Annotated in this window: 22 protein-coding genes and 2 pseudogenes; 13 read left to right on the forward strand and 11 right to left on the reverse strand. The window is 66.8% G+C overall.

The features are described 5' to 3' along the window. Window positions 1–57: 57 nt before the first annotated feature. Window positions 58–648 carry a BPSL1445 family SYLF domain-containing lipoprotein gene (locus C7411_RS14685; protein ID WP_110385002.1) on the reverse strand — a complete coding sequence of 197 codons (591 nt, stop codon included), beginning with the start codon at window positions 646–648 and terminating at the stop codon, window positions 58–60. Window positions 649–966: 318 nt separating this feature from the next. Between C7411_RS14685 and C7411_RS14690 the strand changes: the two genes are divergently transcribed. From C7411_RS14690 to C7411_RS14705, 4 genes are all read left to right on the forward strand, one after another. Then, window positions 967–1,338: a DUF2946 domain-containing protein gene (locus tag C7411_RS14690; RefSeq protein ID WP_181431340.1), complete on the forward strand. Its 372-nt coding sequence runs from the start codon at window positions 967–969 to the stop codon at window positions 1,336–1,338. Between the two features lie 101 nt (window positions 1,339–1,439). Continuing rightward, on the forward strand, window positions 1,440–3,848 hold the full coding sequence (locus tag C7411_RS14695; protein WP_243413163.1) for a TonB-dependent receptor: 2,409 nt from the start codon (window positions 1,440–1,442) through the stop codon (window positions 3,846–3,848). A 91-nt stretch (window positions 3,849–3,939) separates the two neighbouring features. After that, window positions 3,940–5,475: a PepSY-associated TM helix domain-containing protein gene (locus C7411_RS14700; RefSeq protein WP_110385003.1), complete on the forward strand. Its 1,536-nt coding sequence runs from the start codon at window positions 3,940–3,942 to the stop codon at window positions 5,473–5,475. A gap of 121 nt (window positions 5,476–5,596) precedes the next feature. After that, window positions 5,597–5,962: a hypothetical protein gene (locus C7411_RS14705; protein WP_110385004.1), complete on the forward strand. Its 366-nt coding sequence runs from the start codon at window positions 5,597–5,599 to the stop codon at window positions 5,960–5,962. A gap of 77 nt (window positions 5,963–6,039) precedes the next feature. On the opposite strand, the gene C7411_RS14710 is transcribed toward C7411_RS14705, so the two are convergent. Both C7411_RS14710 and C7411_RS14715 read right to left on the reverse strand, forming a co-directional pair. Beyond that, a complete protein-coding gene (locus tag C7411_RS14710) occupies window positions 6,040–6,750 on the reverse strand; it encodes an SDR family NAD(P)-dependent oxidoreductase (protein ID WP_110385005.1) in 711 nt (236 codons plus the stop codon). Between the two features lie 98 nt (window positions 6,751–6,848). Further along, entirely contained in the window at window positions 6,849–7,790 is a 942-nt protein-coding gene (locus C7411_RS14715) for a sterol desaturase family protein (RefSeq protein WP_110385006.1), read from the reverse strand. Window positions 7,791–8,122: 332 nt separating this feature from the next. Here C7411_RS14715 and C7411_RS14720 point away from each other — a divergent pair, with 332 nt between their 5' ends. The 5 genes from C7411_RS14720 (at window position 8,123) to C7411_RS14740 (ending at window position 12,673) form a co-directional block, all read left to right on the forward strand. Further along, on the forward strand, window positions 8,123–9,175 hold the full coding sequence (locus tag C7411_RS14720; RefSeq protein WP_110385007.1) for a hypothetical protein: 1,053 nt from the start codon (window positions 8,123–8,125) through the stop codon (window positions 9,173–9,175). 102 nt (window positions 9,176–9,277) lie between these two features. After that, on the forward strand, window positions 9,278–9,589 hold the full coding sequence (locus C7411_RS14725) for an EF-hand domain-containing protein (protein ID WP_110385070.1): 312 nt from the start codon (window positions 9,278–9,280) through the stop codon (window positions 9,587–9,589). Window positions 9,590–9,605: 16 nt separating this feature from the next. Further along, the gene (locus C7411_RS14730) at window positions 9,606–10,319 is read left to right on the forward strand and encodes a response regulator (protein WP_110385008.1); all 714 of its coding nucleotides are present in this window, start codon (window positions 9,606–9,608) and stop codon (window positions 10,317–10,319) included. Next, a complete protein-coding gene (locus C7411_RS14735; protein ID WP_110385009.1) occupies window positions 10,319–11,716 on the forward strand; it encodes an ATP-binding protein in 1,398 nt (465 codons plus the stop codon). The genes C7411_RS14730 and C7411_RS14735 overlap by 1 nt, the downstream gene beginning before the upstream one ends. Before the next feature lie 189 nt (window positions 11,717–11,905). Continuing rightward, entirely contained in the window at window positions 11,906–12,673 is a 768-nt protein-coding gene (locus C7411_RS14740; RefSeq protein ID WP_110385010.1) for a DUF4410 domain-containing protein, read from the forward strand. 79 nt (window positions 12,674–12,752) lie between these two features. Here C7411_RS14740 and dld read toward each other — a convergent pair whose 3' ends face one another. The 5 genes from dld to C7411_RS14765 all read right to left on the reverse strand — a co-directional run bounded on the left by dld (window position 12,753) and on the right by C7411_RS14765 (window position 19,817). Then, window positions 12,753–14,495: a D-lactate dehydrogenase gene (gene dld, locus C7411_RS14745; protein WP_110385011.1), complete on the reverse strand. Its 1,743-nt coding sequence runs from the start codon at window positions 14,493–14,495 to the stop codon at window positions 12,753–12,755. Between the two features lie 124 nt (window positions 14,496–14,619). Continuing rightward, a complete protein-coding gene (locus C7411_RS14750; protein WP_110385012.1) occupies window positions 14,620–15,519 on the reverse strand; it encodes a LysR family transcriptional regulator in 900 nt (299 codons plus the stop codon). Window positions 15,520–15,635: 116 nt separating this feature from the next. Then, on the reverse strand, window positions 15,636–17,180 hold the full coding sequence (gene hpnR / locus C7411_RS14755) for a hopanoid C-3 methylase HpnR (protein ID WP_110385013.1): 1,545 nt from the start codon (window positions 17,178–17,180) through the stop codon (window positions 15,636–15,638). 91 nt (window positions 17,181–17,271) lie between these two features. After that, window positions 17,272–18,762, reverse strand: coding sequence for a GntP family permease (locus C7411_RS14760; protein WP_110385014.1), 1,491 nt, complete (start codon window positions 18,760–18,762; stop codon window positions 17,272–17,274). Then, on the reverse strand, window positions 18,759–19,817 hold the full coding sequence (locus tag C7411_RS14765) for a patatin-like phospholipase family protein (RefSeq protein WP_181431341.1): 1,059 nt from the start codon (window positions 19,815–19,817) through the stop codon (window positions 18,759–18,761). The genes C7411_RS14760 and C7411_RS14765 overlap by 4 nt, the downstream gene beginning before the upstream one ends. A 244-nt stretch (window positions 19,818–20,061) precedes the next feature. On the opposite strand from C7411_RS14765, the pseudogene C7411_RS38135 reads away from it, so the two are divergent. Together C7411_RS38135 and C7411_RS38140 are read left to right on the forward strand one after the other, a co-directional pair. Further along, window positions 20,062–20,661 (forward strand): annotated as a pseudogene (locus C7411_RS38135) (uracil-DNA glycosylase family protein); the annotation flags it as partial. 42 nt (window positions 20,662–20,703) lie between these two features. Further along, the gene (locus tag C7411_RS38140) at window positions 20,704–21,072 is read left to right on the forward strand and encodes a DUF488 domain-containing protein (RefSeq protein WP_165822813.1); all 369 of its coding nucleotides are present in this window, start codon (window positions 20,704–20,706) and stop codon (window positions 21,070–21,072) included. Between the two features lie 33 nt (window positions 21,073–21,105). Here C7411_RS38140 and C7411_RS14775 read toward each other — a convergent pair whose 3' ends face one another. Continuing rightward, entirely contained in the window at window positions 21,106–22,428 is a 1,323-nt protein-coding gene (locus C7411_RS14775) for a TIGR00366 family protein (protein ID WP_110385016.1), read from the reverse strand. A gap of 283 nt (window positions 22,429–22,711) precedes the next feature. Here C7411_RS14775 and C7411_RS38740 point away from each other — a divergent pair. Then, window positions 22,712–22,954 (forward strand): annotated as a pseudogene (locus C7411_RS38740) (SH3 domain-containing protein); the annotation flags it as partial. A gap of 325 nt (window positions 22,955–23,279) precedes the next feature. After that, a complete protein-coding gene (locus C7411_RS38145) occupies window positions 23,280–23,582 on the forward strand; it encodes a hypothetical protein (RefSeq protein WP_220025055.1) in 303 nt (100 codons plus the stop codon). 188 nt (window positions 23,583–23,770) lie between these two features. Here C7411_RS38145 and C7411_RS37520 read toward each other — a convergent pair whose 3' ends face one another. Further along, window positions 23,771–23,932 carry a hypothetical protein gene (locus C7411_RS37520; protein WP_165822809.1) on the reverse strand — a complete coding sequence of 54 codons (162 nt, stop codon included), beginning with the start codon at window positions 23,930–23,932 and terminating at the stop codon, window positions 23,771–23,773. A 158-nt stretch (window positions 23,933–24,090) separates the two neighbouring features. Further along, entirely contained in the window at window positions 24,091–24,303 is a 213-nt protein-coding gene (locus C7411_RS14785) for a hypothetical protein (RefSeq protein ID WP_110385017.1), read from the reverse strand. Window positions 24,304–24,433: the final 130 nt, after the last annotated feature.

The following is a 24,433-nucleotide window of genomic DNA, read 5'->3' on the forward strand; positions in this document are numbered from 1 at the left end:
CTCCTTTCATGCCTCATCGTAACTGCGCGAAACTACGGGTAATTGCGCACGGCAGCGTCAAATCACGAGCCGCGACACCTTCACGCCTTCCAGCGACACCCCGGCCATGAGGCCTGCGTTGGTCAGCACGAACGCTTCCACGGGGCTCGTGGCGGTCGAGGTATCGACGTTGCCGTTCGCGCCCACCGTGACGAGCGCAACCGTGGCGTCTGCGCCTGCCGACCAGCCCTGGCTGCTCGTGAAATCGTTGAGCGCGACCGGGTTCATGAACGCGAAGATGATGGCCTTGGACTGCGCGCCGATCTGCAGGCCGAACGAGCCCGCAATGGTGCTGTAGTAGCCCGTCGTGCGGCCATCCACGCGCAGCGCCCCGGTGCCGTACTGACCGCCGATCCAGAAGCCCGCCGAGAGAACCTGCGGAAAGACGAGCACGCCGCTCGCCTTCGAGATCAGTTCCTGCGACCCGCTCACCGTGCTGAACAGGCGCGAGAGCGTGGCGTCGACGCCCGCGTCGATCGAATTGCGCTTCGCCGCGTTTTGCGAAGCGCTGTTCTGCGTGCCGAGCGGCGTTGTCGTGCAGCCGGCAAGCCCGAGGCCGCCGGCGGCGAGAACGGCACTGGAACTGAGTAGAAATTGACGTCGGCGCATTACGTGGTTTTCCTGTGCAAATGGGGCTTCGGGTGCCCGCGCCGGCCCGATCGTCGACAGCCGGGCCGTGCGCAAAGCGCTACAGGATAGCGCGCATGGCCGTCGCCGGGCAACCACAAGCCGGCGCGTGGGCAGCCGGCCGCCTGCGGCGGCCATGACCGCTCGTCCTTGGGGAGATAGGACCCTGCAGCGGGCATCGAGTTCGCGCGAAGATGTAAGGAAATCCCCAGCCCGGGCGTTTCGATGCGACGCAACCGCCACGCGTGTGCAAACACGAAAGGCCGTGTTAGACTCCGCCGCGCAATCATTCTCATTCTCATGAACTCACGCAAGCATTCACTGCTGACCGCATGGCTTGGCCTCGTCGCCATGTGGCTCATCGTGCTTGCGCCGCTCGTGAGCCAGCTCGTCGCCGCGCAGCACGCGCACGAGCCGGACGCCACGCTCTGCTCGGCCATGCAGCCGGCCCAGGGCGGTAGCGCGCCGCATCTTTCGCACGACGATGCATTCGGCGCCTGCGGCTACTGCCATCTGCTCGAGCATCATGTGGCGGTGCCTTCGGTCGCCGCGCCCGGCCCGCTTGCCGCCCTCGTGCTCGCGCGCGAGACCGTCGCGCCGCCCGTCACGCCCGACCTCCCCTTAGGCGCCTTCCCTTCGGGCAGGCCGCGCGCCCCGCCCGCCCTTTCCTGAGTTACGCCTTTACCGGCCGGCCAACCGCGATCTGATTGCGTGCGCGACGAGCGCGCACGCCGCGCGCGGCTGTTCGATTCCCGTTTTCAGGAATGCACCTCATGTCCACGCTCACCACGCGTGGCGCTGGCGTTCGCTCGCGCGAACGCACAGCGCCGCGCGCGCTGCGGCACGCCGGGCGCCTCGCGCTCGCCATGCTGCCGCGCGTCTTGCCGCTGCCTCTCGTAGCACCCATCGTCGCAACCATCGTCGTTCACGCGGCCCAGGCTGCCGAGGCGCAGCCCGCCGACGCGGCCTCGTCCGCCACGCTGCCCACCGTCAAGGTCAGTGCCACCGCTAGCGGCGGCGCGGCGCACGCCGTCGACGCCAACCTGCCCGCGACGGTGGAAACCGTCACGCCCGCGCAGTTCGCGAACTGGAACGTCGTGAACACCGAGGACGTGCTCAAGTACCTGCCCAATCTCGCCGTGCGCAAGCGTTACGTGGGCGACCTGAACTCGATCATCGCCGTGCGCGGTACGAGCAACACGCAAAGCGCACGGGGCCTCGTCTATGCCGACGGCCTGCTGCTCTCGAACCTGCTCGGCAACAGTTACAGTTTTCCGCCACGGTGGTCGATGGTGTTCCCCGACCAGATCCAGCAAGTGGATGTGATCTATGGGCCGTATTCCGCGCTCTATCCCGGCAACTCGCTCGGCGCCACCGTGCTCATCACCACGCGCATGCCGAAGCAGTTCGAGGCGAACGCGGACGTGAAGGCGTTCACGCAGCACTTCAGCCTCTTTGGCGTGAACCAGAACTTCAACGGCAGCGAGATGAGCGCGTCGATCGGCGACCGTATCGGCCAATTCTCGTATCTGCTTGGCGTGAATCACCTGGAGAACACGAGCCAGCCGCTGCAGTTCGCCACGCTTGCGCAGTCGACGAAACCCGCGCAGCCTGGCGACGTGCCCGTGCGCGGCGCGTACTTCTATAACAACCAGACGAACACGCCCACGGTCGTGGCCGGCGTGAACGGCGAAGGCATGCAGCACACGGTGCAGGACCAGTTCAAGCTGCGCATGCAGTACGACTTCACGCCCACCGTGCAAGGCGGCGTGACGCTCGGCTACTGGCACCAGTCCTATAACAACGCCACCTCGACCTTCCTTTACGATGCGAACGGCAACCCCGTGTACAGCGGCAGGGTGTCGATCAATGGCTACGAGTACACCCTTCCCGCGGCCGCGTTCGCACCGAGCCGCGGCTGGAGCGAAAACTGGCTGTATGGCGCGACACTTCGCACGCATCAGGCCGCCGGCTGGAATGCAGAAGCCATTGCTTCGTACTACGACGTAAGCAACAGCGTGGCGCGTACGGCGAATGCGGGGGGACCCGGCAACGGCCCAGGCGTCATGACACTCGGCGACGGCACCGGCTGGAAGACGCTCGACCTCAAGACGACGTGGACACCCGCCGCGCGCGACGCCGGGCTCGCCGCCCACTGGCTCACGTTCGGGTATCACTACGACAACTACGCGCTCGACAACCGCACGTACAACACGCTCGCGTGGCGCGACGGCGGCGCGGGCAGTTTTGCCAACGCCTTCGCGGGCAAGACCGAAACCCAGGCGCTCTACGCGCAGGACGCCTGGCGCTTCCTGCCGCGCTGGAAGCTCGTCTACGGCGTGCGCTACGAGCACTGGCGCGCCTTCGACGGCTATCAGGCGCTCGGCAGCGTGAACGTGCCTTATGCGAGCGTGGGCGACCATCACTTCTCGCCGAAGGCCTCGCTCTCGTTCGACGTGACCGACGACCTCACGCTGCGTGCATCGATTGCGCGCGCCTACCGCTTCCCGACTGTGAGCGAGTTGTTCCAGGGGCAGGTGAACGGCTCGTCCATCGTCAACAACAATCCGAACCTGCGCCCCGAGGACGATCTCTCGAAGGAACTGAGCGCCGAATGGGCGCACTGGAACGGCCTCTTTCGCTTGACGCTCTTTCAGGACGACGTCAAAAACACGATCTTCAGCCAGACCGATACGACGGTCATTCCGAACGTCACGAACTTCCAGAACATCGGCAAGGTGCGCTCGCGCGGCGTGGAAACGAGCTATCAGGGCGAAGACGTCATCCTGCGCGGGCTCGATCTCGAGGCGAGCGTGGCGTATACGCAGTCGAAGATACGGGAGAACGCGCAGAATCCGGCGAGCGTCGGCAAGGCCTTCTACCGCATTCCGCTGTGGCGCGCGAATCTCGTCGCAACCTGGCGCTTCGATGCGCGCTCCGCGCTCACGCTCGCCGCGCGCTACTCGGGGCGCCAGTACAACACCCTCACGAACACGGACACGAACCCGAACGTCTTCGGCGGCACGAGCACCTACACGGTCGCGGACGTGAAGTACACCTTCCGGCCGACGAAGAAGAGCGAGATAGGCGTGGGCATCGACAACCTGTTCGACGCGCGCTACTTCGTCTATCACCCGTATCCCGGCCGCACGTACTACCTCGAAGCGAAGCTCGGCATTTGAGCGGCGCGCTCGCAGCCTTCGTTTCCATGTGCGCTTTTTCGTTTCAATCATCCATGTAGTCGGGCCGTGCCGGCTCGACAGGGAGTACCCCATGTCCACGATATCCGACCCGGTGTGTGCACCGCCCACCCACGCGGCGCAGCCCGGCTACCGCACGCTGTGGCGCTGGCATTTTTACGCGGGCCTCTTCGTCATGCCCTTGCTGCTCGTGCTCGCCATTACGGGGACGATCTACTGCTTCCAGCCGCAGATCGAACCGCTGCTTTACCCGCATCGGCTGGTGGTCGCGCCCGCGGCTACACCGCGCCTGCCCGTGGATGCGCTGCTGGCTCGCGCGCGAACCGCGCTGCCGCCAGACGCGCGTGCCCTGCGCGCCCACGTCGAGTCGGATCCCGCGCGCAGCGCCGAATTCGTTTTCGCGCTGCCTGATGGGACCAAAACGGGGACCAAAACGGGGACCCAAGAGAGCGTCTACGTGAATCCCTATGATGGCGCGGTGCTCGGCACGCTCGACGTCGATCGCCGCTTCATGCAGGTCGACCGCATGCTGCATCGCAAGCTCCTGCTCGGCAAACCCGGCGAGCTGCTCATGGAACTGGCCGCCTGCTGGACGCTCGTGATGCTCGCCACCGGCATTGCGCTCTGGTGGCCGGGCGCGGGCGCGTCGTGGCCAGCCGCCCTGCTGCCTCGCTTCGGCACGCGCGGACGGCCATTCTGGAAGAGCGTGCACGCGAGCGTCGGTATCTGGCTCGCCGTGGGCGCGCTCGCGTTCGTGCTGAGCGGCTTGCCGTGGACGGGCTCGTGGGGCAAGCAGTTCAAGGCGCTTGCCACGCGCGCGAGCCTCGGCGCGCCGCGCGGCGCCTGGGGCGGCGGCCTCGCGCTGAAGTCGGCCTTGCCGGGTGCGCCGGCCGCCGCCGCAGCAGCAAGCGGCGCGGCGGAGAACCCTCCCGCAGGCCACGCCGACCGCCGGGAACACAGCGCAGAGCACGCGGGCCACAACATGGCGTCGATGCCGGGCATGGTGATGGACGACCTGCCGCTGCCGCTCGTGCCCTGGGCGGTCGGCGCGGTTCCCGTGCCGCACTCGCCTGACGCGTCCAGCACGCCGCAACACTGGACGCTCGCTCAGGTCGTTGCCCAGATGCGCGATCTCGGCGTGCGCGGCGGCTACGACATCGTGCTGCCCGCCACGCCCGATGGCGTCTACACGGTCTCGTACTTTCCGCCCGATCCGAAAGCGGAGCGCACGGTGTATATCGACCAGTACAGCGGCGCCGTGCTCAGGGACATTCGCTATGAGGATTACGGCGCAGTCTCGCAAGCCATTTCATATGGCACGTCGCTGCACATGGGCCGCTATTTCGGCCTCGCGAACCAGCTGATCTGCGCGGCGATCTCGCTGGGCCTTGGCGCGCTTGCGGTAACCGGCTTCGTGATGTGGTGGATGCGCCGTCCCGCGCGCGCGAAGGGCGCGTCAATGCTCGCCGCGCCGCCAAGCGAGCGCGCTGTGCCCCCGCTGCGCGCCTGGAAGACCGGTCTCGTACTGCTCGGCATCGTGTTTCCCCTGATGGGCGCGACGCTCGTGGCGGTCTGGCTGTTCGACCGCGCAGCCTTCCGACGCGCCTAGAAGCGGTCGTCCTGCCGGCATCGGCGGCATCGGCGGCCCTGCGGTAATCTGCGGACACAATTGCGTCTGAACCTGGCTGCGCCAAACGGTTTCAAACGTTTGTATCTATGCGGAGACGATCGTGTTGCGGCTAATTTCGACACTGGGCGCGGCGGCAGTGCTCGCAGGCTGCGCGGTCGCGCCTTATCCCGGGTACCCGGGATATGACGGCTATGACTACGGCTACCCCTACTACTCGGGCTATCCGTACGCCTACGGTTACGACTACTACCCCGGTTATTTCGGCGGCGGCTACGGGGGCGTCGCCATCTGGGGCGGTGGCGGCGGATGCTGCTATCACCATGGCTGGCACGGCAACGGTTGGCACGGTGGCGGCGGGCATGGAGGCGGTTGGCACGGCGGCGGGGGGCACGGCGGCTGGCATGGAGGCGGTGGCGGCACTTGGCAAGGCGGTGGCATGGGAGCCGGTGGCGGCCACGGCCACTAACCGGTCACCACGCGATCACGGCGGGACCGCTCCATTGAAGCGGCCCGTGTGCCGTGCGCGCGAGCGCGGCGCCCCGCTTACACGCGCCCGTTCACGGGAATCAGCGCTCCGGTAATCGCCTGCGCGTCCGCGCCCAGCAAAAACGCGATCACCGTCGCGATCTCGCGCGGCTGCACCCAGCGCGTGAAATCGGCGTCCGGCATGTCGGCGCGGTTTTGCGGCGTGTCGATGATGCTCGGCAGAATCGCATTCACCGTCACGCCCTTGTCCTTCAGTTCCTCCGAGAGCGCTTCCGTCAAGCGCGCCACGCCCGCCTTCGACGCCGAATACGCGCCCATGCCGAGCCCCGCCTTGAGTCCCGCGCCCGCGCCGATGTTGACCACACGCCCCGCGCCGCTCTGCACGAGATGAGGCAGCGCGGCCTTCGAGGCATTGAGCGCCGTCTTCACGTTCAAATCGAACATCAGATCCCACGTGCGCGCGTCGCCGTCGCCAATCGTCTCCCACCGGAACGCGCCCGCCACGTTGACGAGCGCGTCGAGCCCGCCGAGCTTGCCCTGCAACGTGCTGAACGCAGTCTGCGCCGCGTTCGCGTCGACGAGATCGACGCCGCCCATGCACAGCGCGCCCGCGAGCGCGCCGGGCAGCGCCGCCGCTGCGGGGGCTGCACCCCGGCCGATCAGCGCCACGCGGGCGCCGCGTTCGGCCAGCAATAGCGCCGTCACCAACCCCAGGTTGCCGAAACCGCCCGTCACCGCGACGACTTTACCGTTCATACCGTTTTCCATGCGCTTGTTCCTCTCATTCCTTCGCTAACCTGATTCGATGAGGCCCGCGACCGGTGCGGGCGCCGCTGGCGCCACGTTACGCGACGTGCGGCCTGCCATCAACCCGCGCTCGGGCGTCCGTGCCGTGCGTCGGCGCGTACCGTGGCGAGCGCGCGCTGCTTGCGCAGGTTCTCCGTGGTGTCGCCGCCGCCGTCCGCGCGCCAGCCAGGCGGCAGGAAAACGTAGCGTACGGCAGTCCAGACGTTCTGCGCCGTCACGACGTCGCGTGCGAGCGTCGCCCAGTGTTCCAGTTCGACGACGAACGGATTGCGCGAGCGAACGGGCGTCACGAGGCCGTAGCGGCAAGGCTCTTCGGCACGCTCCGGCACATAAGTGCCGAACAGGCGGTCGAAAATGATCAGGACTCCGCCGTAGTTTGCATCGAGATAGTCGACGTTCGAAGCATGGTGCACGCGGTGGTTGGACGGCGTGTTGAACACGTACTCGAGCCAGCCGAGCTTCGGAATCCACGTGTTGTGCAGCCAGAACTGATAGAGCAGGTTCAGCGAGAGAATGGCGAGCACGACTTCGGGCCGCACGCCGAGCCACACGAGCGGCGCGAAGAACATGGCGGGGCCGGTGAGCTTGCCGGTCCATCCCAGCCGGTACGCAGACGAAAGCGTCAACTGGTTCGGCGAATGGTGCACGGCATGCGTGGCCCAGAAGAAGCGGATGCGGTGCGACGCGCGGTGATACCAGTAATAGCAGAACTCCTGACCGATGAAGACCAGCGACACGAGTGCAACCGTGTCGATATCCAGCGTGAAGAGGCGATGCTCCCATGCGAAATCGAGAATCGGCGTGGCAAGCGAAAGCGGCAGGAGCGCGAAGAGCTTGCGGCCCGCGAGGTCGGCGAGCGAAAGCCAAACCTCAGACCAGGCGAAAGCGGGCTCTCCCGCTGTTTCGCGGCGCTTACTGAACGTGAGGACGCACGCCTCGATCAGCGAAACGGCAACGACGAACAGCGTGACATAGAACGCGAGTTTTCCTGTAGTGAGCATGATGGATCGTGTGCAATAGGCGCGTCTTGCGCGGTGAAGAAAGACGCGTGTTGCACGGATGCATCCCGGCGTCGCGTCGGATGAAAGGCACTGTAGTGGCGCGCCACGGGAAAAACCACGCGCAAAGTATGTCGGGATATGTCACGCGCCCGGCGGGCCAAACACGCCAATACGCCTGCCCCGCCGCGCGCGCGGGGAGCGCGCGCCAGAGGCAACGCGACGTGTAACACGGCGACATGGTTTACGACGCGACTTGCGCAGAGCCCGGCCCTATAGTTCGTTCCGCTGACACGCCGCAGCGTGCCCCCCGAAACGAACCGCAAGGACCTCTGATGAAAACGCTCCCCCTCGTTGCCGCCGCGCTCATCGGCTTCGCCAGCGCCCCCGCCTTCGCCGGCTGGTCAGGCCACGGCACGGCGTACACGCCGCACGGCACTTACAACGGCGCGCACTACGGTTCCTGCGGCGGCGGCACCTGCTCGCATGCGGGCGGCGTAGCCGGTCCCTGGGGCGGCATCGCCACCAACAGCGGTTCCGTCACGCGCACCGCGCCGGGCCAGTTCAGCAACAGCGGCACGGCCTACGGCCCGAATGGCCGCTCGGTCCAGCATTCGGGCAATACCAGTTGCGCGGGCGGCACCTGCTCGCACACCGGCTCGCTCGACGGCTCCGATGGCCGCAGCGCGAGCACCTCGGGCAGCGTGACGCGCACGGCGCCGGGCCAATACTCGTCGACAGGCACGGTCACGACGGGCAACGGCAACACGTACGGGCACTCGGCGTCCACGACCTGTGCGGGCAACACGTGCAACCGGTCGGGCACCGTCACCGGCTCGCAGGGCGGCAGCGTCTACCACTCGGGCAGCGCCACGGGCGTCGGAACCGGCGTGGTGACCACGAGCGGCGGAACGACCGTCGTCCACGGCGGCACGGTCACCACAGGCGGCACGACGGTGGTGCATGGCACGGGTTCGACCGCCGGCACGGTCGCCACCACGGGCACGACGGTCGCCGTCGTGGGCGCCCCGGCCCCCGCGCCCGCGCCGGTCGTCGTCGTGCCGCCGCCGCCCGGCACCACGGTGTATGTCGCCCCGCCGCCGCCCGCCCCCAAGACGGTGGTCGTCGCACCCGCACCCGTACCGCAGACGGTTTATGTCGCGCCGCCCGCACCGAAAACCGTCTATGTCGCGCCGGCACCCGCACCGAAAACCGTCCATGTCGCGCCGGCACCCGCACCGAAGGTCGTCTATGTGACGCCTCCGGCACCCAAGGTCGTCTATGTGGGCCAGCCGCTGCCGCGCGCCGTGTACATCGCCCCGCGCCCCGCCGTGTGGGTTCCCGGCCACTGGGTCGGCCGCGTGTGGATCCCCGCCCACTGGGCGTGAACCATCACCGGCGGCTGCGCATTCGCATGACTCGCAGCCGCCCGCCTCATTCGCTTGATCAACCGGCCGGCGAGCTACGTCGGCCACCTCACGGAGAACACCATGAAGAAGATGATCGCCGCCCTCGTTTTGTGTATCGTTTCAGCAGCGGTTTGCGTGCCGGCGTCGGCTCAGGCCTTGCCAGGCGGTTCAGGCGCCACCGGCAGCGCACGCGTCGAACGTATGATGGCGCAGTTGCAAGGGCGTTTCGCCGCCGCGAACACGACGCATGACGGCAAGCTCACGCGCGAGCAGGCGCAGGCGGGTATGCCGATGGTCGCGCAGCACTTCGACGAAATCGACGCGCAGAAGGCCGGCTTCGTCACCCTCGCGCAGATCGAGGACTTCATGCGAGCGCGCGCAGCAGCCCGTTGAACGCCGGAGGCGTCACATGGAGCAGGCGAACAGGATCATCGTGCTCGACGACGAAGCCGAACTGCGCAACATGCTGCAGCGCTTTCTCTCGAGCCAGGGTTTCGAGGTGCGCGCCGTCGCCGACGGCAAGCGCCTCGACCGCCTGCTCCAGCGCGAGCCCTACGACCTGCTCGTGCTCGATCTCATGATGGAGCCCGAAGACGGCCTCGCGGTCTGCCGCCGCTTGCGCGCCGAAGGCCAGACGCTGCCGATCCTCATGCTCACCGCGAAGGGCGATGCCGCCGACAAGGTGATCGGACTCGAAACCGGCGCCGACGACTACCTCGCCAAGCCGTTTCTCCCCGACGAGCTGGTCGCGCGCATTCGCGCCTTGCTGCGCCGCCAGAAGATGGCCTCGGGCGAACCCACGGTCACCTCGCAAATGCTGCGCTTCGGCGACTTTCAGTTCGACGTTGGCAAACAAACGCTCTACCGCGACGGCGCGCCCGTCGAGGTCCACTCGGCGCAGATGCTGCTGCTTCACGCGCTCGGCTCGTCGCCGAACCGCGCCGTGAGCCGCGAGAATCTGCTCGCCCGCGCGCGCGGGCGCGACCACAGCGCGCTCGACCGCAGCGTGGACGTGCAGATCCTGCGCCTGCGCCAGATCGTCGAGGACGATCCGGCCAAGCCGCGCTTCATCAAGACCGTCTGGGGCATCGGCTACATGCTGGTGGCCGGCGTCGAAACGTAATGCACTTGCGCCTGCCGCGCTCGCTGCTCTCGCGCAACATCGCGCTGCTGGTGGCGCTCGTCGCGCTCTCGCAGGTCTGCTCGCTCGCCGTGCTGCTGCACTTCGTGCAGCGCCCGCGCATCGAGCGCGCCTCGATCATCTTCGCCGATTACGTCAAGCTGCTCGACACCACGCTCGCGTCCATGCCGCCCGACGAAGGGCGCGCGGCGGCCGCGCGGCTCGCTGCGCACAAGGCGCTGCCGCCCACGCTGGAGACGCCCGCCGAAACCCACCCGAGCCTCGTCGACTTTTTCCGCACCTGGCAGCGCGACGTGTTCGTCGAAGCGCTGCAACGCCATCTGCCGCCCGAGCTGCTAGTGCGCTGGGACGCGAGCCACGACGCGCCCGCGGCGGCTGGCGCAGCCGCGCAGGAGCGCCTGTGGATCCGTCTGCACGCGGCGGGCGAACCGGTCTGGATCGCCCTGCCGATGACCGCCGACGCGCGCGCGAGCGGCATCACCACGGCGTTGATCCTCTCCGCCGTGCTGGCGCTGCTCGCCGCGCTCACCGGCTACCTGCTGCAGCGCCACATCAACCGGCCGCTGCGCCAGCTCGCGCGCGCGGCACGGCGTGTGAGCGCCGGCGAAACGCCGCCGCCGCTGCCGACCGACGGTCCGACCGAAATCGCCCAGGTGAGCCGCGCCTTCAACCAGATGACCGAAGCGCTGAAGCAGGCCGAGGCCACGCGCGCACTGATGCTGGCCGGCGTCTCGCATGACATCCGCACGCCGCTCACGAAACTGCGCCTCGCGATCGCGATGGCCCTGCCGCGCGGCAGCAACGATGCACTCGTGGCCTCGTCCGAGAGCTATCTGGACCAGATCGACACAATTCTCCAGCAATTCATGGACTACGCCGGCAGCGGCGAGCGCGAAGCGCCGCAAGCGGGCGACCTCAACGCGCTCGCAGGCCAGCTCGTCGCCGATTTCGCGGGGCTCGGCCATGAATTCGAGTTTGACGAAGGCGAGTTGCCGGTGTTCGCGTTCCGGCCCATCGCCGTCATGCGTCTGCTGATGAATCTCATGCAGAACGCCGTGAACTACGGACGCACAGGTCTGACGATTCGCACCTGGCGCGACGGCGACACCGCCTGTGTGATCGTTGCCGACCGCGGCAACGGCATCCGCGCCGAGGAACTGGAGCGCCTCAAATCGCCCTTCAGCCGCGGCGCGAACGCCCGTACGCATTCGGGCGGCTCGGGCCTCGGGCTTGCCATCGTCGAGCGCATCGCGCGGCTGCACGGCGGCTCGCTCACGTTCCGCGACCGCGAAGGCGGCGGCCTCGAAGCCGTGGTGCGCCTGCCGCTGACGCGTCCCTCGTCGAGTCAGAACGGCGCGCTGCCGGCCGCGCACGCGTGACATGACGCGACATAATTTGCGCGTGGATTTCGCGCGCCCTTGCCCCCATACTTGCGCCTGAGCCTGAGCAGCGGAACAGAAGCCAACCGGAGCCCAGACGTCGAAGCACCCTGGTCGATAGTTCGCCATCCTTAATGATTTGCGAGTATCGGCAGACACGAGACACTCTTTCAGGCAAAGGACATCGACATGCAAACGATCATCAGCTTCCTCGTCAACAAGACCCGGCGCATCGCGGGCGCCACGTTACTCGCCGGCGCGCTCTTCGCGAGCGGCTGCGCATCGGCAGCGCCAGTCGTGCAGACGAACGGGCCGCTCCCGCAGCTGCACGCCGACGTCGTCTACGTCTACACGTTCGACGCCGCCGCCGACCAGGTGAAGCTCGACAGCACCGGCCTGCTGCACAAGCTCAAGACGATGACGAGCGGCGAGTCGTCGGCGCAGCAGCAACAACAGGCCGCACTGCAAACGCGCGAGCATCTCGCCGATCAGCTCGTGAGCGAACTTCAGAAAATGGGCCTGCCCGCCGTGCGCATGGACGGTCCCGCCCCCGCCGGCCGCAACGCTCTGATTGTGGAAGGCCGCATCGATACGATGGACGCGGGCAGCAGCCGTCGCCGCATGCTGATCGGCCTCGGCGCGGGCAAGAGCGAAGTGGGCGCGACGATCGCGGTGCTGTTCCAGCCCGCCGGCGGCGGCGAACCCCAACCGCTCCTGAGCTTCGAAACGAAGGCGGATAGCGGCCATATGCCCGGCATGGCCGAGACGGCGGGCGTGGGCGCGGCGGCCGGCCATGTGGCGACGGCGGCGGTGGTGGGCGGCGGTCTGCACGGCGCCTCGGAGGCGAAGCGCGACACGCTTTCCTCGGATGCCGGCAAGCTGGCCCGCTCGATCGCGAAGGCACTCACGCAGATCAGCACGCAGAACGGCTGGATCGCAACGACGGCGAAGAGCTGATACGGGGGAAAGTGCGCAGCGCAGCGCGAAGGTTCATGCCCTTTCCGGCGACGGTTCGATACCGCCGCCGTCTTTTTGTTTACCGGGCCTGCGAGTCGCACTGCGCCTGCGGCTCGCGATAGCGCGCGAACTTCGACGTATGGCCGATACCCGGATTGAAGCAGTTGCACGGATCGAGCGTTTCGTAAAACGACTTCAGCGCAGGCTTCGCCACATAGAGATGGCCGACATTGTGCTCGGCGGGATACTCGGCCCCGCGCGCGTCGAGCAGCTTCCACATCTCGTGTTCCAGCGCGAGGCAATCATTGCCCTTGCGGACGATGTAGTCCTGGTGAAACACATGGCAAAAGAAATGTCCGTAATAGAGCTTGATCGCGATGGGTTTCTCCACCGCCGCGGGCAGTTTCTCGAACCAGTCGCGATCATTGCGGCGCAGCGCGATATCCAGCGCGACGATATCCTCCACTTCGTCGCCATGCACCGCGCGATAGCGCACCGCCGCGCCCGCCGCAGCGAAACGATGGAGAAACGCCTTGCTGCCTTCTTCGTCGGTGCATTCGAAAAAGTCTCCGCTCGCCACGCCGAAGAACGTGTCCAGATAAGCACGCGTTTCGTCGACCATATCGGCCGAAACCTTGAGCATCAAATGATGTTCGTAGCGCTGCCTGTAGTCCTTGAGCCGCGCGGGCAGATGGCCCGGAAAAAGCCGGCTCGCGGCCTGCGCCACGCGATCGGTGAAATGCGCGGGAAGGAACGGCAGCCGCTCGAAAAGCGCATCGCAACGGCTCTTGAAAGCGAACAGCGCGGGCAGCCGCTGCGTGCCGAGATGCTGGATCAGCAGGAACATGTCCTTGCCGTAGCGCTCGGCAATATCGAAGGCGTCCCGATGCAGGTATTCGCCCGCGATCGGCAGCTTCGGGAACTTGCCGAGCATGTCGCGGCGCAGGTCAGTGAGTTCGGCCGTCTCGTTCGTGCCGATGTAGAACACCTTCGCGCCGCGCTCGATGGGAAACGTGTCGAGCCGCACCGCGAACACCATGACCTTGCCCGCCGAACCCGCCGCTTCGTGCAAACGAAGCGGGTCGGCGTTGTAGCGCGCAGGCGTGTGAGCTTCGATGTCGCGCACATGATCTGCGTAACGGTGATCGGAACCCGCGCCCGCGTCGTGGAGGATATCGGCTTCGGGCAGCTCGCCGCGATCGAGGCGGCCAAGCACCGCTTCCGGCGTCTCGCCTAGCCGGATGCCGAGATGATTCACGAGGGTCAGACGGCCCGCCGCATCGACCTGTGCAAACACGGACATTTCCGTATAGGCCGGGCCGCGCCGCACGAGCGAGCCGCCCGAGTTGTTGCATACGCCGCCCACGACCGAAGCGCCGAGGCATGAGGAGCCAATGACAGAATGCGGCTCGCGCCCGAGCGGCTTGAGCGTCTGCTCCAGCTGATCGAGCGTCGAGCCCGGCAGGCAAACCACCTGCTTGCCGCCATCGATCACATAGACCTTGCGCATGCGCGTCATGCTCACAATCACGACGTCGCGGTCGTAGTCGTCGCCGTCGGGCGTGGAGCCGCCCGTCAGGCCCGTGTTCGAAGCCTGCGAGATGACGATCGCATTCGCGGCCACACAAGCCTGCAGCACGCGCCACTGCTCGACGAGCGTGCCGGGCCGCACGACCGCCGCCACCCTGCCCTCGCCGAAGCGAAAGCCCTTGCGGTAGCGCCGCGTGGCTTCGTCGCCGGTGAGCACGTGCTGGCGGCCGACGACGGCTCGCAACGACGCGACAAGCGGCTCGCGAGCGGCGCTCGAATACGTGTTGGACATGCGAACGGCTCCTGCAGAAAACAATGATCGCGGAACGATAAAACACGAGATTTATTACGTCCAATATTGCGGTCACGCAAAATCAAGACGAAAAAGATATGGATAAGCCCCTGAAGCCGGGGAATCAGCCCTGCGGCGCATGCCGCGACGCATCGCGCACGATGCGCGTGAAGTTCTGAACCGTAGGCGCCTTTTCGCGCGGACGGTGCACGAGCGCAATGGTCGTGTGCAGCGTGCCGCCCTTGAGATCGTGGTACGTCACGCCCTTGGCCTGGATCTGGCGCATCGAGGAAGGAATGAGCGTGACGCCGAAGCCCGCCGCCGCCATGTTGACCGTCGAGGAAATCTGCGGCGACTCCATGCTGATCACGGGATTGAAGCCCGCCGCGTGGCACGCGCTGATGATCGAGTCGTAGAGATCGGGGCCAATCGGGCGCGGAAAGAGGATCAGCGGGTCGCCCGCGAGATCGCCCAGATCGATGCGGCGGCGGCGCGCGAGGCGATGGCGCGGCGGCAGCGCGGCAAGGACGTCCTCTTCCACGAGCACCTGCGTGGCGAGGCCGCGGCAATCGAGCGGCAGGCGCACGAAGGCGGCATCCACCTTCGCCTCGCTCACGCGATCCAGCAGCACTGAACTGTTGCTCTCCTCGCATCCGATCACGACACCGGGGTACGCGCTGCGAAAGCGTTGCAGCACGGTTGCAACGAGCGGATGAAACACCGTGGAGCCCGCGAAGCCGAGCACGAGCCGCCCGCTCTCGCCGCGCCCCGCGTTTTGCGCCTCCGCGAGCGCCAGATCCGCGTCGTCGATGAGGCGTTGCGCGCGCTCCCGAAAGAGCCGCCCGGCCTCGGTCAGTTCCACGCGCCGCGAGTGGCGAATGAAGAGCCGCGTGCCGATTTCCTTTTCGAGCTTGAGGATCTGCTGGCTGAGCGGCGGCTGCGCAATACCGAGAAAGGCCGCTGCCTCGCTGAAATGCAGATACTCCGCGACGGCGAGAAAGTAGCGTAGCTGGCGCAATTCCATAGCTTTTTCGTCTTGATGCAACCGGTGGATTGTGAACCTGCTGCGCGTGCGCGTCCAATCCCGACGGCAGGACGCGTGCGCAACCGGTATGCATCAGGACGGCGCAGGCCAGACAATCAGCCGAGCCCCACGCGCGTCTCGTCGACGAACTTCTCCGTGGCGTCGTCGATCTTGCGGCCCTTGCGGCCGGTGGGGCCATGAATGTAGACAGTTTTCATATCGACCTGCGACGCCCCGTTCATGCCGGGAGGCGGCGTCATCTCGTAGTGGACTTCGCGCGCGTGGTCGGCCATCTGCAGGCGCGGATCGAACACCGAGCTAAAGCGCCACAGCATGCGCACGAAATTGGTCTGGCCGCGCAACAGCAGGCGCGTGGCCTGCCCCGCCGCGCCGCGCAGCGCGGTCCAGCCCATGTGCTTGCGATTGAGCACCTGCTGCGTGCGCACGAGTTCAGCGTAGAACTCGGGCAACGGGAGCTTCGTCGGCACGACGGCGTGCTGGATGTCATAGAGACGATAGTCGAGGCTCGTGAGGCGCCGCGCCTCGCGCTGCCAGTTCTCCGTGCCCGGATACGGCGTATTCACGCTGATATTGACGATCTCGGGAATCTCCAGGCACCACTGGCGAATCGTCTCGAAGCGTTCGCGGTCCCAGTCCGGATCGGCAATCAGATTGATCGCGACGGTAATTCCCAACGAACGCGCGAACTCGAGCGCCTCGAAATTCCGGTCGAGGCTGATCCGTTTGCGAAACGCCTTGAGCCCCTCTTCGTCAATCGCCTCCAGACCGAGGAACATGTACTTCAGGCCAATGGACTGCCACAGGCGGAACACGTCCTTGTTGCGCAGAAGCACGTCGCCGCGCGTTTCGAGGTAATAGCGCTTGTCGATGCCGCGCCGCTTGATCGCCTCGCCGATCGCCATGCCGTGTTCGGCGTGCACGAACGCCACATCGTCGACGATGAACACGCCCGGCTCGCGCAGCGCCGCCAGTTCGTCCACGACGACTTCGGGACTGCGCGTGCGGTAGCTGCGTCCGTAGAATGTCCATGCGCTGCAGAACGTGCAGTCCCACGGGCAGCCACGCGCGAATTCGATGGAGGCGCAAGGATCGAGCGTGCCGATGAAATATTTGCGGCGATGGCGCAGCAGGTCGCGCGCGGGCCGCACAGGATCGAGATTCTCGACGAAGCGTGGCGGCGGCCCCGATCCGCGGCTCGTCACGACGCCGGGCACCGCGAGCAGACCGGCGCCGCGCGACACCGCTTCGAGCAGTTCGTTGACCGAAGCTTCGCCCTCGCCGCGCAACACGCAATCGATCGCGCCTTCGGCATGGCGCAGCAAGTCGTGCGCCGTGAACGACACGCTGTGCCCCCCCACGAAGACGAAACACGAGGCCAGCGCGGCCTTCACGGCCTTCGCGAGGTCGATGATCTCGGGAATGTTGGCCAGATAGTTGCCCGAAAAGCAGAGCGCCTCGGGCTGCCAGTCGCGCACCATGCGCATGAGGTCGCGGTGCGTCTGGACCTGCAGATCGAGCAGGCGCACGTCGTGGCCCGCCTCGCGCGCCGTGCCGGCCACGGATTCGAGACCCAGCGGCTCGAGCCGCAGGAACACGCGCGTGTACATCAGTCCGCTCGGGTGGACAGCAAGCAATTTCATGAAGCCTCCTTGCGAAGGACCGCCGCTTCGCGAGAGTCTACGCGCGTTGGCGGATCGCTGCCCCGCGGCGTATCTCGCGCAGGAGCGACGCTCAGAAACTGCCGAACAGCGACCCCAGCACGATCACCACGGCGAGTGCGATGAGCGCGCCGACGATGCTCACCACCACGAGGTCGCGGTAGCTTTCGCGATGCGTCGAGCCGCACACGGCCAGCAGCGTGACGACGGCGCCGTTGTGCGGCAGGCTGTCGAGCGTGCCCGACGACATCACGGCGACGCGGTGCAGCAACGCGGGATCGATGCCATGCTGGGCGGCGAGCTGCATGTAGGTGCCGCCGAGCGCGTCGAGCGCGATGGTCAACCCGCCCGACGCCGAGCCCGTGAGCCCGGCGAGCAGGTTCGTGGCCACGGCGAGCGAGACGAGCGGTCCGCCGCCGATGCCGAGCACCCAGTCGCGCACCGCCCCGAACGCGGGCAATGCGGCGATCACGGCACCGTAGCCCACGAGACTGCCCACGCTCAGCACCGGCAAGACCGACGCGTTGGCGCCCGCATCGACGCTTTCGCGCAGCGCGCCGAGCCGCCCGCGATTGAGCGCCGCCAGCACGATAATGCCGAGCGCTAGCGCAACCGAGACACCCCACACGCCCGCAACCGCCGAAAGCGTGGTCGAGCCCCAGCGCGGCTCGGCGAGATACGAGGCGTCGATGCGCGGGAATACCACGACGTTCATCACAAAGTTCATCCCCACGACGACCACGAGCGGCGCGAGCGCGACGAAGGGCGACGGCGGCCCGGCATGGTCCGAGGCCGCCGCGCTGTTGCCGATCTCGGCGGGATCGAAGGCTTGCGCGACACTCGCGCGCTCGCGCACGAGCGAGGACTTGCCGCGCGCCTCGTCAGCGGCGCCGCCGTTGTCAGGTTCGACGAAGCCCTCGCCGTTGCGCCGCGCCGCCGCCGCCGCGCGCCCGAGCCACCAGAGGCCGAAGCCCGCCATCACGAGGCTTGCGATCACGCCGAGGCCCGGCGCCGCAAACGGCGTCGTGCCGAAGAACGGCATGGGAATGGCGTTTTGCAGTGCGGGCGTGCCGGGCAGCGCCGACATCGTGAAAGTCGCCGTGCCGAGCATGATCGCAGCGGGCATCAGGCGGCGCGGGATATCGGCGGAGCGAAACAGCGCCTGTGCCATGGGGGCGAGCACGAAGAACGCGACGAACAGGCTCACGCCGCCATAGGTGACGAGCGCGCCGCCCAACACCACAGCCACGAGCGCGTGGCGCGTGCCGAGCTTGTCGATCATGAGGCGCGCCACGGCATCCACAGAGCCGCTATCTTCCATCAGCTTGCCGAACAGCGAGCCGAGCAGGAAGAGCGGAAAGAACTGGGCAAGAAATCGGCCCGTGCTCGACATGAATGTTTGCGTCCAATGCGCGAGCACCGGTTCGCCGGAAATGAGCGCGGCGAGCATGGCGCACAGCGGCGCGAGCAGCAGCACGCTCCAGCCGCGATACGCGAGCCAGATCAGCAGCGCGAGACTCGCGAGCATGCCGCCGAGGCCGATAACGAGCGTGCCCGCGCTCATTGCAGCACCCCTTCGAGCAGCGCTTCGAAATGGAACGTGGACGCCTCGCCGAGATGCGCACCGTGCTGCGCGAGGAACTCATCGGCGGCGCGGCGGCCTTCGTCGCGCAGCATCGTAATGAACGACCACTCGGCGTTGAGCTTCGACGACGAGCCCAGCGTGACGAGCTTCGCGCTATGCACGCGATGCAGGCGCATATGCGCCCAGCGGCGGCCCTCCTCGCTGCCTGCGTCGGCGACCTTGTGCAGCAGCGCCATCATGCGCAGCTCCTTGATTAGCGGCGAGTTGAACGCGATCTCGTTCACGCGGTTGATGATGTCGCGCGCCGAGCGCGGCGTGCCCGTGCGTTCCACGGGGTTCACCTGCACGAGAATCGTGTCGATCGAATCGGTCTCGCGAATCAGCGGCGTAATCGTGGGATTGCCCGCGTAACCGCCGTCCCAGTAGGCTTCGCCGTCTATCTCGACGGCCTGAAACAGCGTGGGCAGGCAGGCCGAGGCGAGCAGCGCGTCGGGCGTGACGTCGGCATTGCGGAACACGCGCGCCTGACCGTTGGATACGCGCGTGGCCGTGACGAAGAGCTTGATGCGCGAGCGGCGCAATGCGTCGAAATCGATGGTGTCGGCGAGAATCGTGCGCAACGGATTCACGCGCCCCGGATTCAGGTCGTACGGGGAGACGACGCGCGCCATCATGTCGAGCGCGACGAACACGGGCGAATGATCGAGCGACCAGCGCCCGAGCAGGATGTCGACGGGGCCGCGCCGGAACGGGCTGAAGCGCGCGCCGTCGGCCACGCGGCGCCAGAAGCGCTCGAGCGCCTCGCGCGCGCCGGCCGCGCCGCCGAGCGCGTGGCCGCTCGCGAGCACGGCGGCGTTCATCGCGCCCGCCGAGGTACCCGAAATGCCTTCGATCTGCAGCCACGGCTCTTCGAGCAGGCGGTCCAGCACGCCCCATGTGTATGCGCCATGGGAGCCGCCGCCTTGCAGCGCGAGATCGACGAGCAGGGGCTCAGTGCGGGTCGTGCGGGTTGACGTCTCGGCTTCGGCAGGCATTGCGGCTCCGTTCCAGACAGACCACGGGCGAGATTACAGGAAAAGCGTAAATGACCGCACGAGAATGACGCAGCGCGCAATGGGGTCCAAGCGTGGCTCAGGCGTGGTTCAAGCGGGCCGGAATCGCGTTTGAATCCTGCCGCGGCCGGCACGCAGCGTGCCAGTCGCAGCGGCACGCCAGGGCGTTTGGTAGACTGGAACTCCCGCCACGCCTTCCCGCCTTGCCGTGTCGAATGTCCATCCGCTGCGCGGGCCGCTTTCGCTCTCGGGCCCGCTTCCCGCGCTGCTCGCCGAAATCCGCGCCTGCCATGCCTGCGCCGACGCGCTGCCGCTCGGGCCGCGCCCCGTGCTGCAGGCGAGCGATACGGCGAGCCTGCTGATCGTCGGCCAGGCGCCGGGCGCGAAGGTCCACGCCTCGGGCGTGCCATGGGACGACGCGAGCGGCAAACGCCTGCGCGCGTGGCTCGGCATCGACAGTGAAACGTTCTACGACGCCGCCCAGGTCGCCCTCGTGCCGATGGGCTTTTGCTACCCCGGCCGTGGCGGCGGCGGCGATAACCCGCCGCGCCCGGAATGCGCCCCGCTGTGGCACGCGCGGCTCGTCAAGCAGTTGCGCGGCGTCCGCCTGACCCTGCTCGTCGGCCAGTACGCCCAGCGCTATTTTCTGGGCAGCGAGCGCCGTAGCTCGCTCACCGAAACGGTGGCGGCCTGGCGCGACTACGCACCCGATTTCGTGCCGCTGCCGCATCCGTCGCCACGCAATCAGGCCTGGTTCAAGCGCCACCCGTGGTTCGAACTCGAGGTCCTGCCCGCGCTGCAGGAGCGCGTGCAGGCGTTGCTGGCACCCGGGGGCCGCCACGCGCAAACCGCTAAAACGGAGCCGACGATGACGAAACCGGCAATCGATATCCAGCGCGTCTACGAACCGCTGCCCGAAAATGGACACCACTGCTATCTGGTCGACCGGCTGTGGCCGCGCGGACTGAGCAAGGAAAAGCTCGCGAACGTGGAATGGCTGAAGGAGGTGGCGCCGAGCACCGAACTGCGCCAATGGTTCCACAAGGACCCGGAGCAGTGGACCGAATTCAGGAAACGCTATCTGGCCGAGCTGAACGCCAATCCCGACGCCTGGCGGCCGCTCGCCGAAGCGGCCGGGAACGGGCACATCACCCTGCTCTATAGCTCCCACGACACGGAGCGCAATCACGCGATCGTGCTGCGCGACTATCTGGCGAAGCACGTGAAGCACAATTGAGTGGACGGCGCGCGGGCGCCGCCCGTTTCAGGCTCAGAAGAGATACATTCCCGCGACGAATACCACGCCCGAAAACAGCAACGTGGTCACGCAGTAACCCATGATGTCGCGCACGCCAAGGCCAGCGATCGCGAGCGCGGGCAGCGCCCAGAACGGCTGCGCCATGTTGGTCCAGGCCTCGCCGTAAGCGATCGCCATCGCCGACTTGCCGAGGTCCGCGCCGAGCGCCTGCGCCGCCGGCATCACGAACGGCCCCTGCACGACCCAATGGCCGCCGCCCGAAGGCACCGCGAAGTTGATCAACGCCGAGCTGAGAAACACGAGCAGCGGAAACGTGTGCACGTTCGCGATATCGACGAACCACTTCGTGATGACGCCCGCCAGACCCGAGTGGTCCATGAGCGCCTGAATGCCTGCGTAGAAGGGGAACTGGATCATGATGCCCGAGGCGCCCTTTGCGGCGCCCGCCACGGCGCGCGCGTAGGCCATGGGCGTTTTGTGCAGCACGAGGCCCGCCGCGAGGAACACGAGGTTGACGGTGTCGATGTCGAGCGCGAAGCCCTTCGTGTGAAAGCGCAAGCCGAGGAACACGAAACACAGCGCCGCCACGAGCAGCGAGAGCGCGCGGCTTTCCTCGATGCGCTCGGCGAAGGTCGCGCCCGGACCGAGCTTGCGCTCGACGCTCGGCGGATCTTCGAGCAGCGCAGGGTCGACCGAGACGACATCTTCGGGCTTCGGCATCATGAGACGCACGAGTATCGGCAGCAGCACGATCAGGCCGATCGTGATGAACGCGTTATAGCCCGTGAAGATGGTCTGCGAGACCGGGATCAGGCCGACGGCCTTTTCCATAGGGTTGCCCTTCGTGGCCGCGACAAGCGGCACCGAGCCGGAAAGGCCGCCGTGCCACGTGAGAAAGCCCATGTACGCGGCGGCAACGAGCAGCCGGTAATCCGCGCCGCGCACCCGCCGCGCTACTTCGCGCGAGAACATCGCGCCGAGCACGAGGCCGAAGCCCCAGTTGATCGCGCAGGCAATCGCGCCCACGAACGCAACCAGCATCACGCCCTGGGCCGGCGTGCGCGCGCAACTCGCCAGCGCGACCAGCATGCGCTTGACCGGGCCGGAGCTGGCGAGCGCGTGGCCGGTCACGAGAATCAGGACCATCTGCATCGCGAACGCGAGCAGGTTCCAGAAGCCCGAACCCCACATCATGACGAGCGCTTCGGGCGGCTGCGGCGTGAGCGCGAACGCCAGCACGAAGGTCGCGACGGTGAGGAGAATGGCGAAGATGAGCGGGTCCGGCAAGATCCGATGCACTACGCCGGTAAAGAATTGGGAAATACGCTGAATCACGGTGGTCTGCTCCTCGTCTGCTGATACGGAATCGGCCGCCTGTTTTCTTCTTTGCGAACCGAGGCCGCGATTCTTGCACAGCGCGGCACAATGCGTGCGCCCCGCCGGCAATTTGCCGAATGCGCGCCGAACGCACGCTGGACGTCACGCCCGACCGGTGATTGTGCGCCCGCACGAAATAAGCCGTTACATACCTCTACGCGCCCTAAAAAGTCTTATCTGCTACCGTTACGGTTGCTATCTCAATAAATCTCCGGGTGGTTCCGCCCAGCGGGAGGCAGCAATGCGCAAGCAGTTTCTCGGTGTCGTGCTCGCCGCGCTAGCCGGCATATTCGTGGTGTCGCCGCCCGCGCACGCGCAGTCGCAGGCATTCACGAATCAGACCGTCAATCTCTACGCCGGGCCGGCCGCCGATTTCCCTATCGTCGCCCAGATACCGGGTGGCGTGGCCGTCACAGTGTGGGGCTGCGTCGCCGGTTTTAGCTGGTGCGATATCGGCTTTCCGGGTCTGCGAGGCTGGGTCTACGGCACCTTCATCAGCTATCCATGGCAAGGACAGCGTGTGCCGGTCATGAGCTATGGCCCACGCATCGGTCTGCCCATCGTCACGTTCTCGCTCGGTACGTACTGGGGCCTTCATTACCGCGACCGGCCGTGGTATTCCAATCAATCGCGCTGGGCGCGCCATCCAGGGCCGCGCCCCGTGCCGCCGCCGCCCGTGCGGCCGCGTCCGCCCGTCGGTCGTCCGCCGAGCGGCACACGGCCGCCTAACCAGGGCGGCGGGCACCGCCCGCCCAACAACAACGCGCGGCCGCCCGGACAAGGGAACGCACGGCCTCCGGGACAAGGACATGCCCGGCCGCCTGGCCAAGGAAATGCACGTCCGCCTGGCCAAGGCGGCGGCCGGCCGCAGGGGCAAGGCGGCGGGCGACCGTCCGGTGGCGGGAATAATCGACCGCAGGGAGGCGGTGGCGGCGGTGGCGGCCCTGGTGGTGGTGGTGGCCCTGGTGGCGGTGGCAGCCCAGGTGGTGGCGGTGGCCCAGGTGGTGGCCGTCCGCCTCAGGGTAGCTAACGTCGCGACTCGCGCGCGGGCAAGTCGTGCCAGGTCACGGCATGCCTGCGCTGGCTACGTCACCGTCGCTCAGAACCGATAGCCGATACCACCCAGGATCACGTCCGTATCGCGGCTATAACGCGTGACCTCGCTCTTTCAATTAATTACGGGATGGCGCAGCATAAATTTCCGGTCTTTATTTCGCCATCCTAATTAGGAGATAAAAAAAGCAACGCCGCACAAAAAGTGCGGCGTTTTCCTGCAGCCTGCTTCGCAATCGGCGCAATATCAGCGCACGTGGTGGCAGACGCGCTCAGCGTGATGGTGAACGTGCTCGATGTGGCACACCTCGTGGTGATACGGCTGGGCGACAGCAGCGAGCGGCGCGAAAAGCGCGGCGCAGGAAATCAGGGCGAACAGGCGGACAACGGGCTTGATGACGGCGTTCATGACTCGGCTCTTGCGTGTGAAAACAGCGGTGGGTGAAATCAAAAGCCAGCACTGTATCGCAGAGTGTTCCGCGGCGTATTACACGGATGTAACGGACGTAGCGCCCGATAAAACGCTCTTGACAGCCCTGCTGCACAAGACCGGGTCGCGGCGGCCGCTCAAATGGCGGGTTCGCCCCCCTCTTCGTGCGTAAGACGGCGCAGCAGTTCGCGACCTCGGGTGGTGAGGCGCAGCGTGGGGTCGCCGCCCGCCTCGTCCATTTCGACGAGACGGTAGTGCTGAAGCGCCCGGAAATCGGAATCGAGCATCTGAATCGGCGCATCTGTATCACGGATCAGGAGCAATGTCGCTAGTTCGTGGTGGCTGAGCATCAGGTCTCTCCAGTTGTTGGCCGGAGTCGAGGCGCGGGCGCCGATTCCGGCCACATGCCCGAAAAGCAATCGACCGAAGGGCCGTGGGCTTGAGTCACCCCAGCATAGCGAGTCAATCGTACAGTTTCGC

Source organism: Paraburkholderia silvatlantica (assembly GCF_003096715.1).
GTDB lineage: Bacteria > Pseudomonadota > Gammaproteobacteria > Burkholderiales > Burkholderiaceae > Paraburkholderia > Paraburkholderia silvatlantica.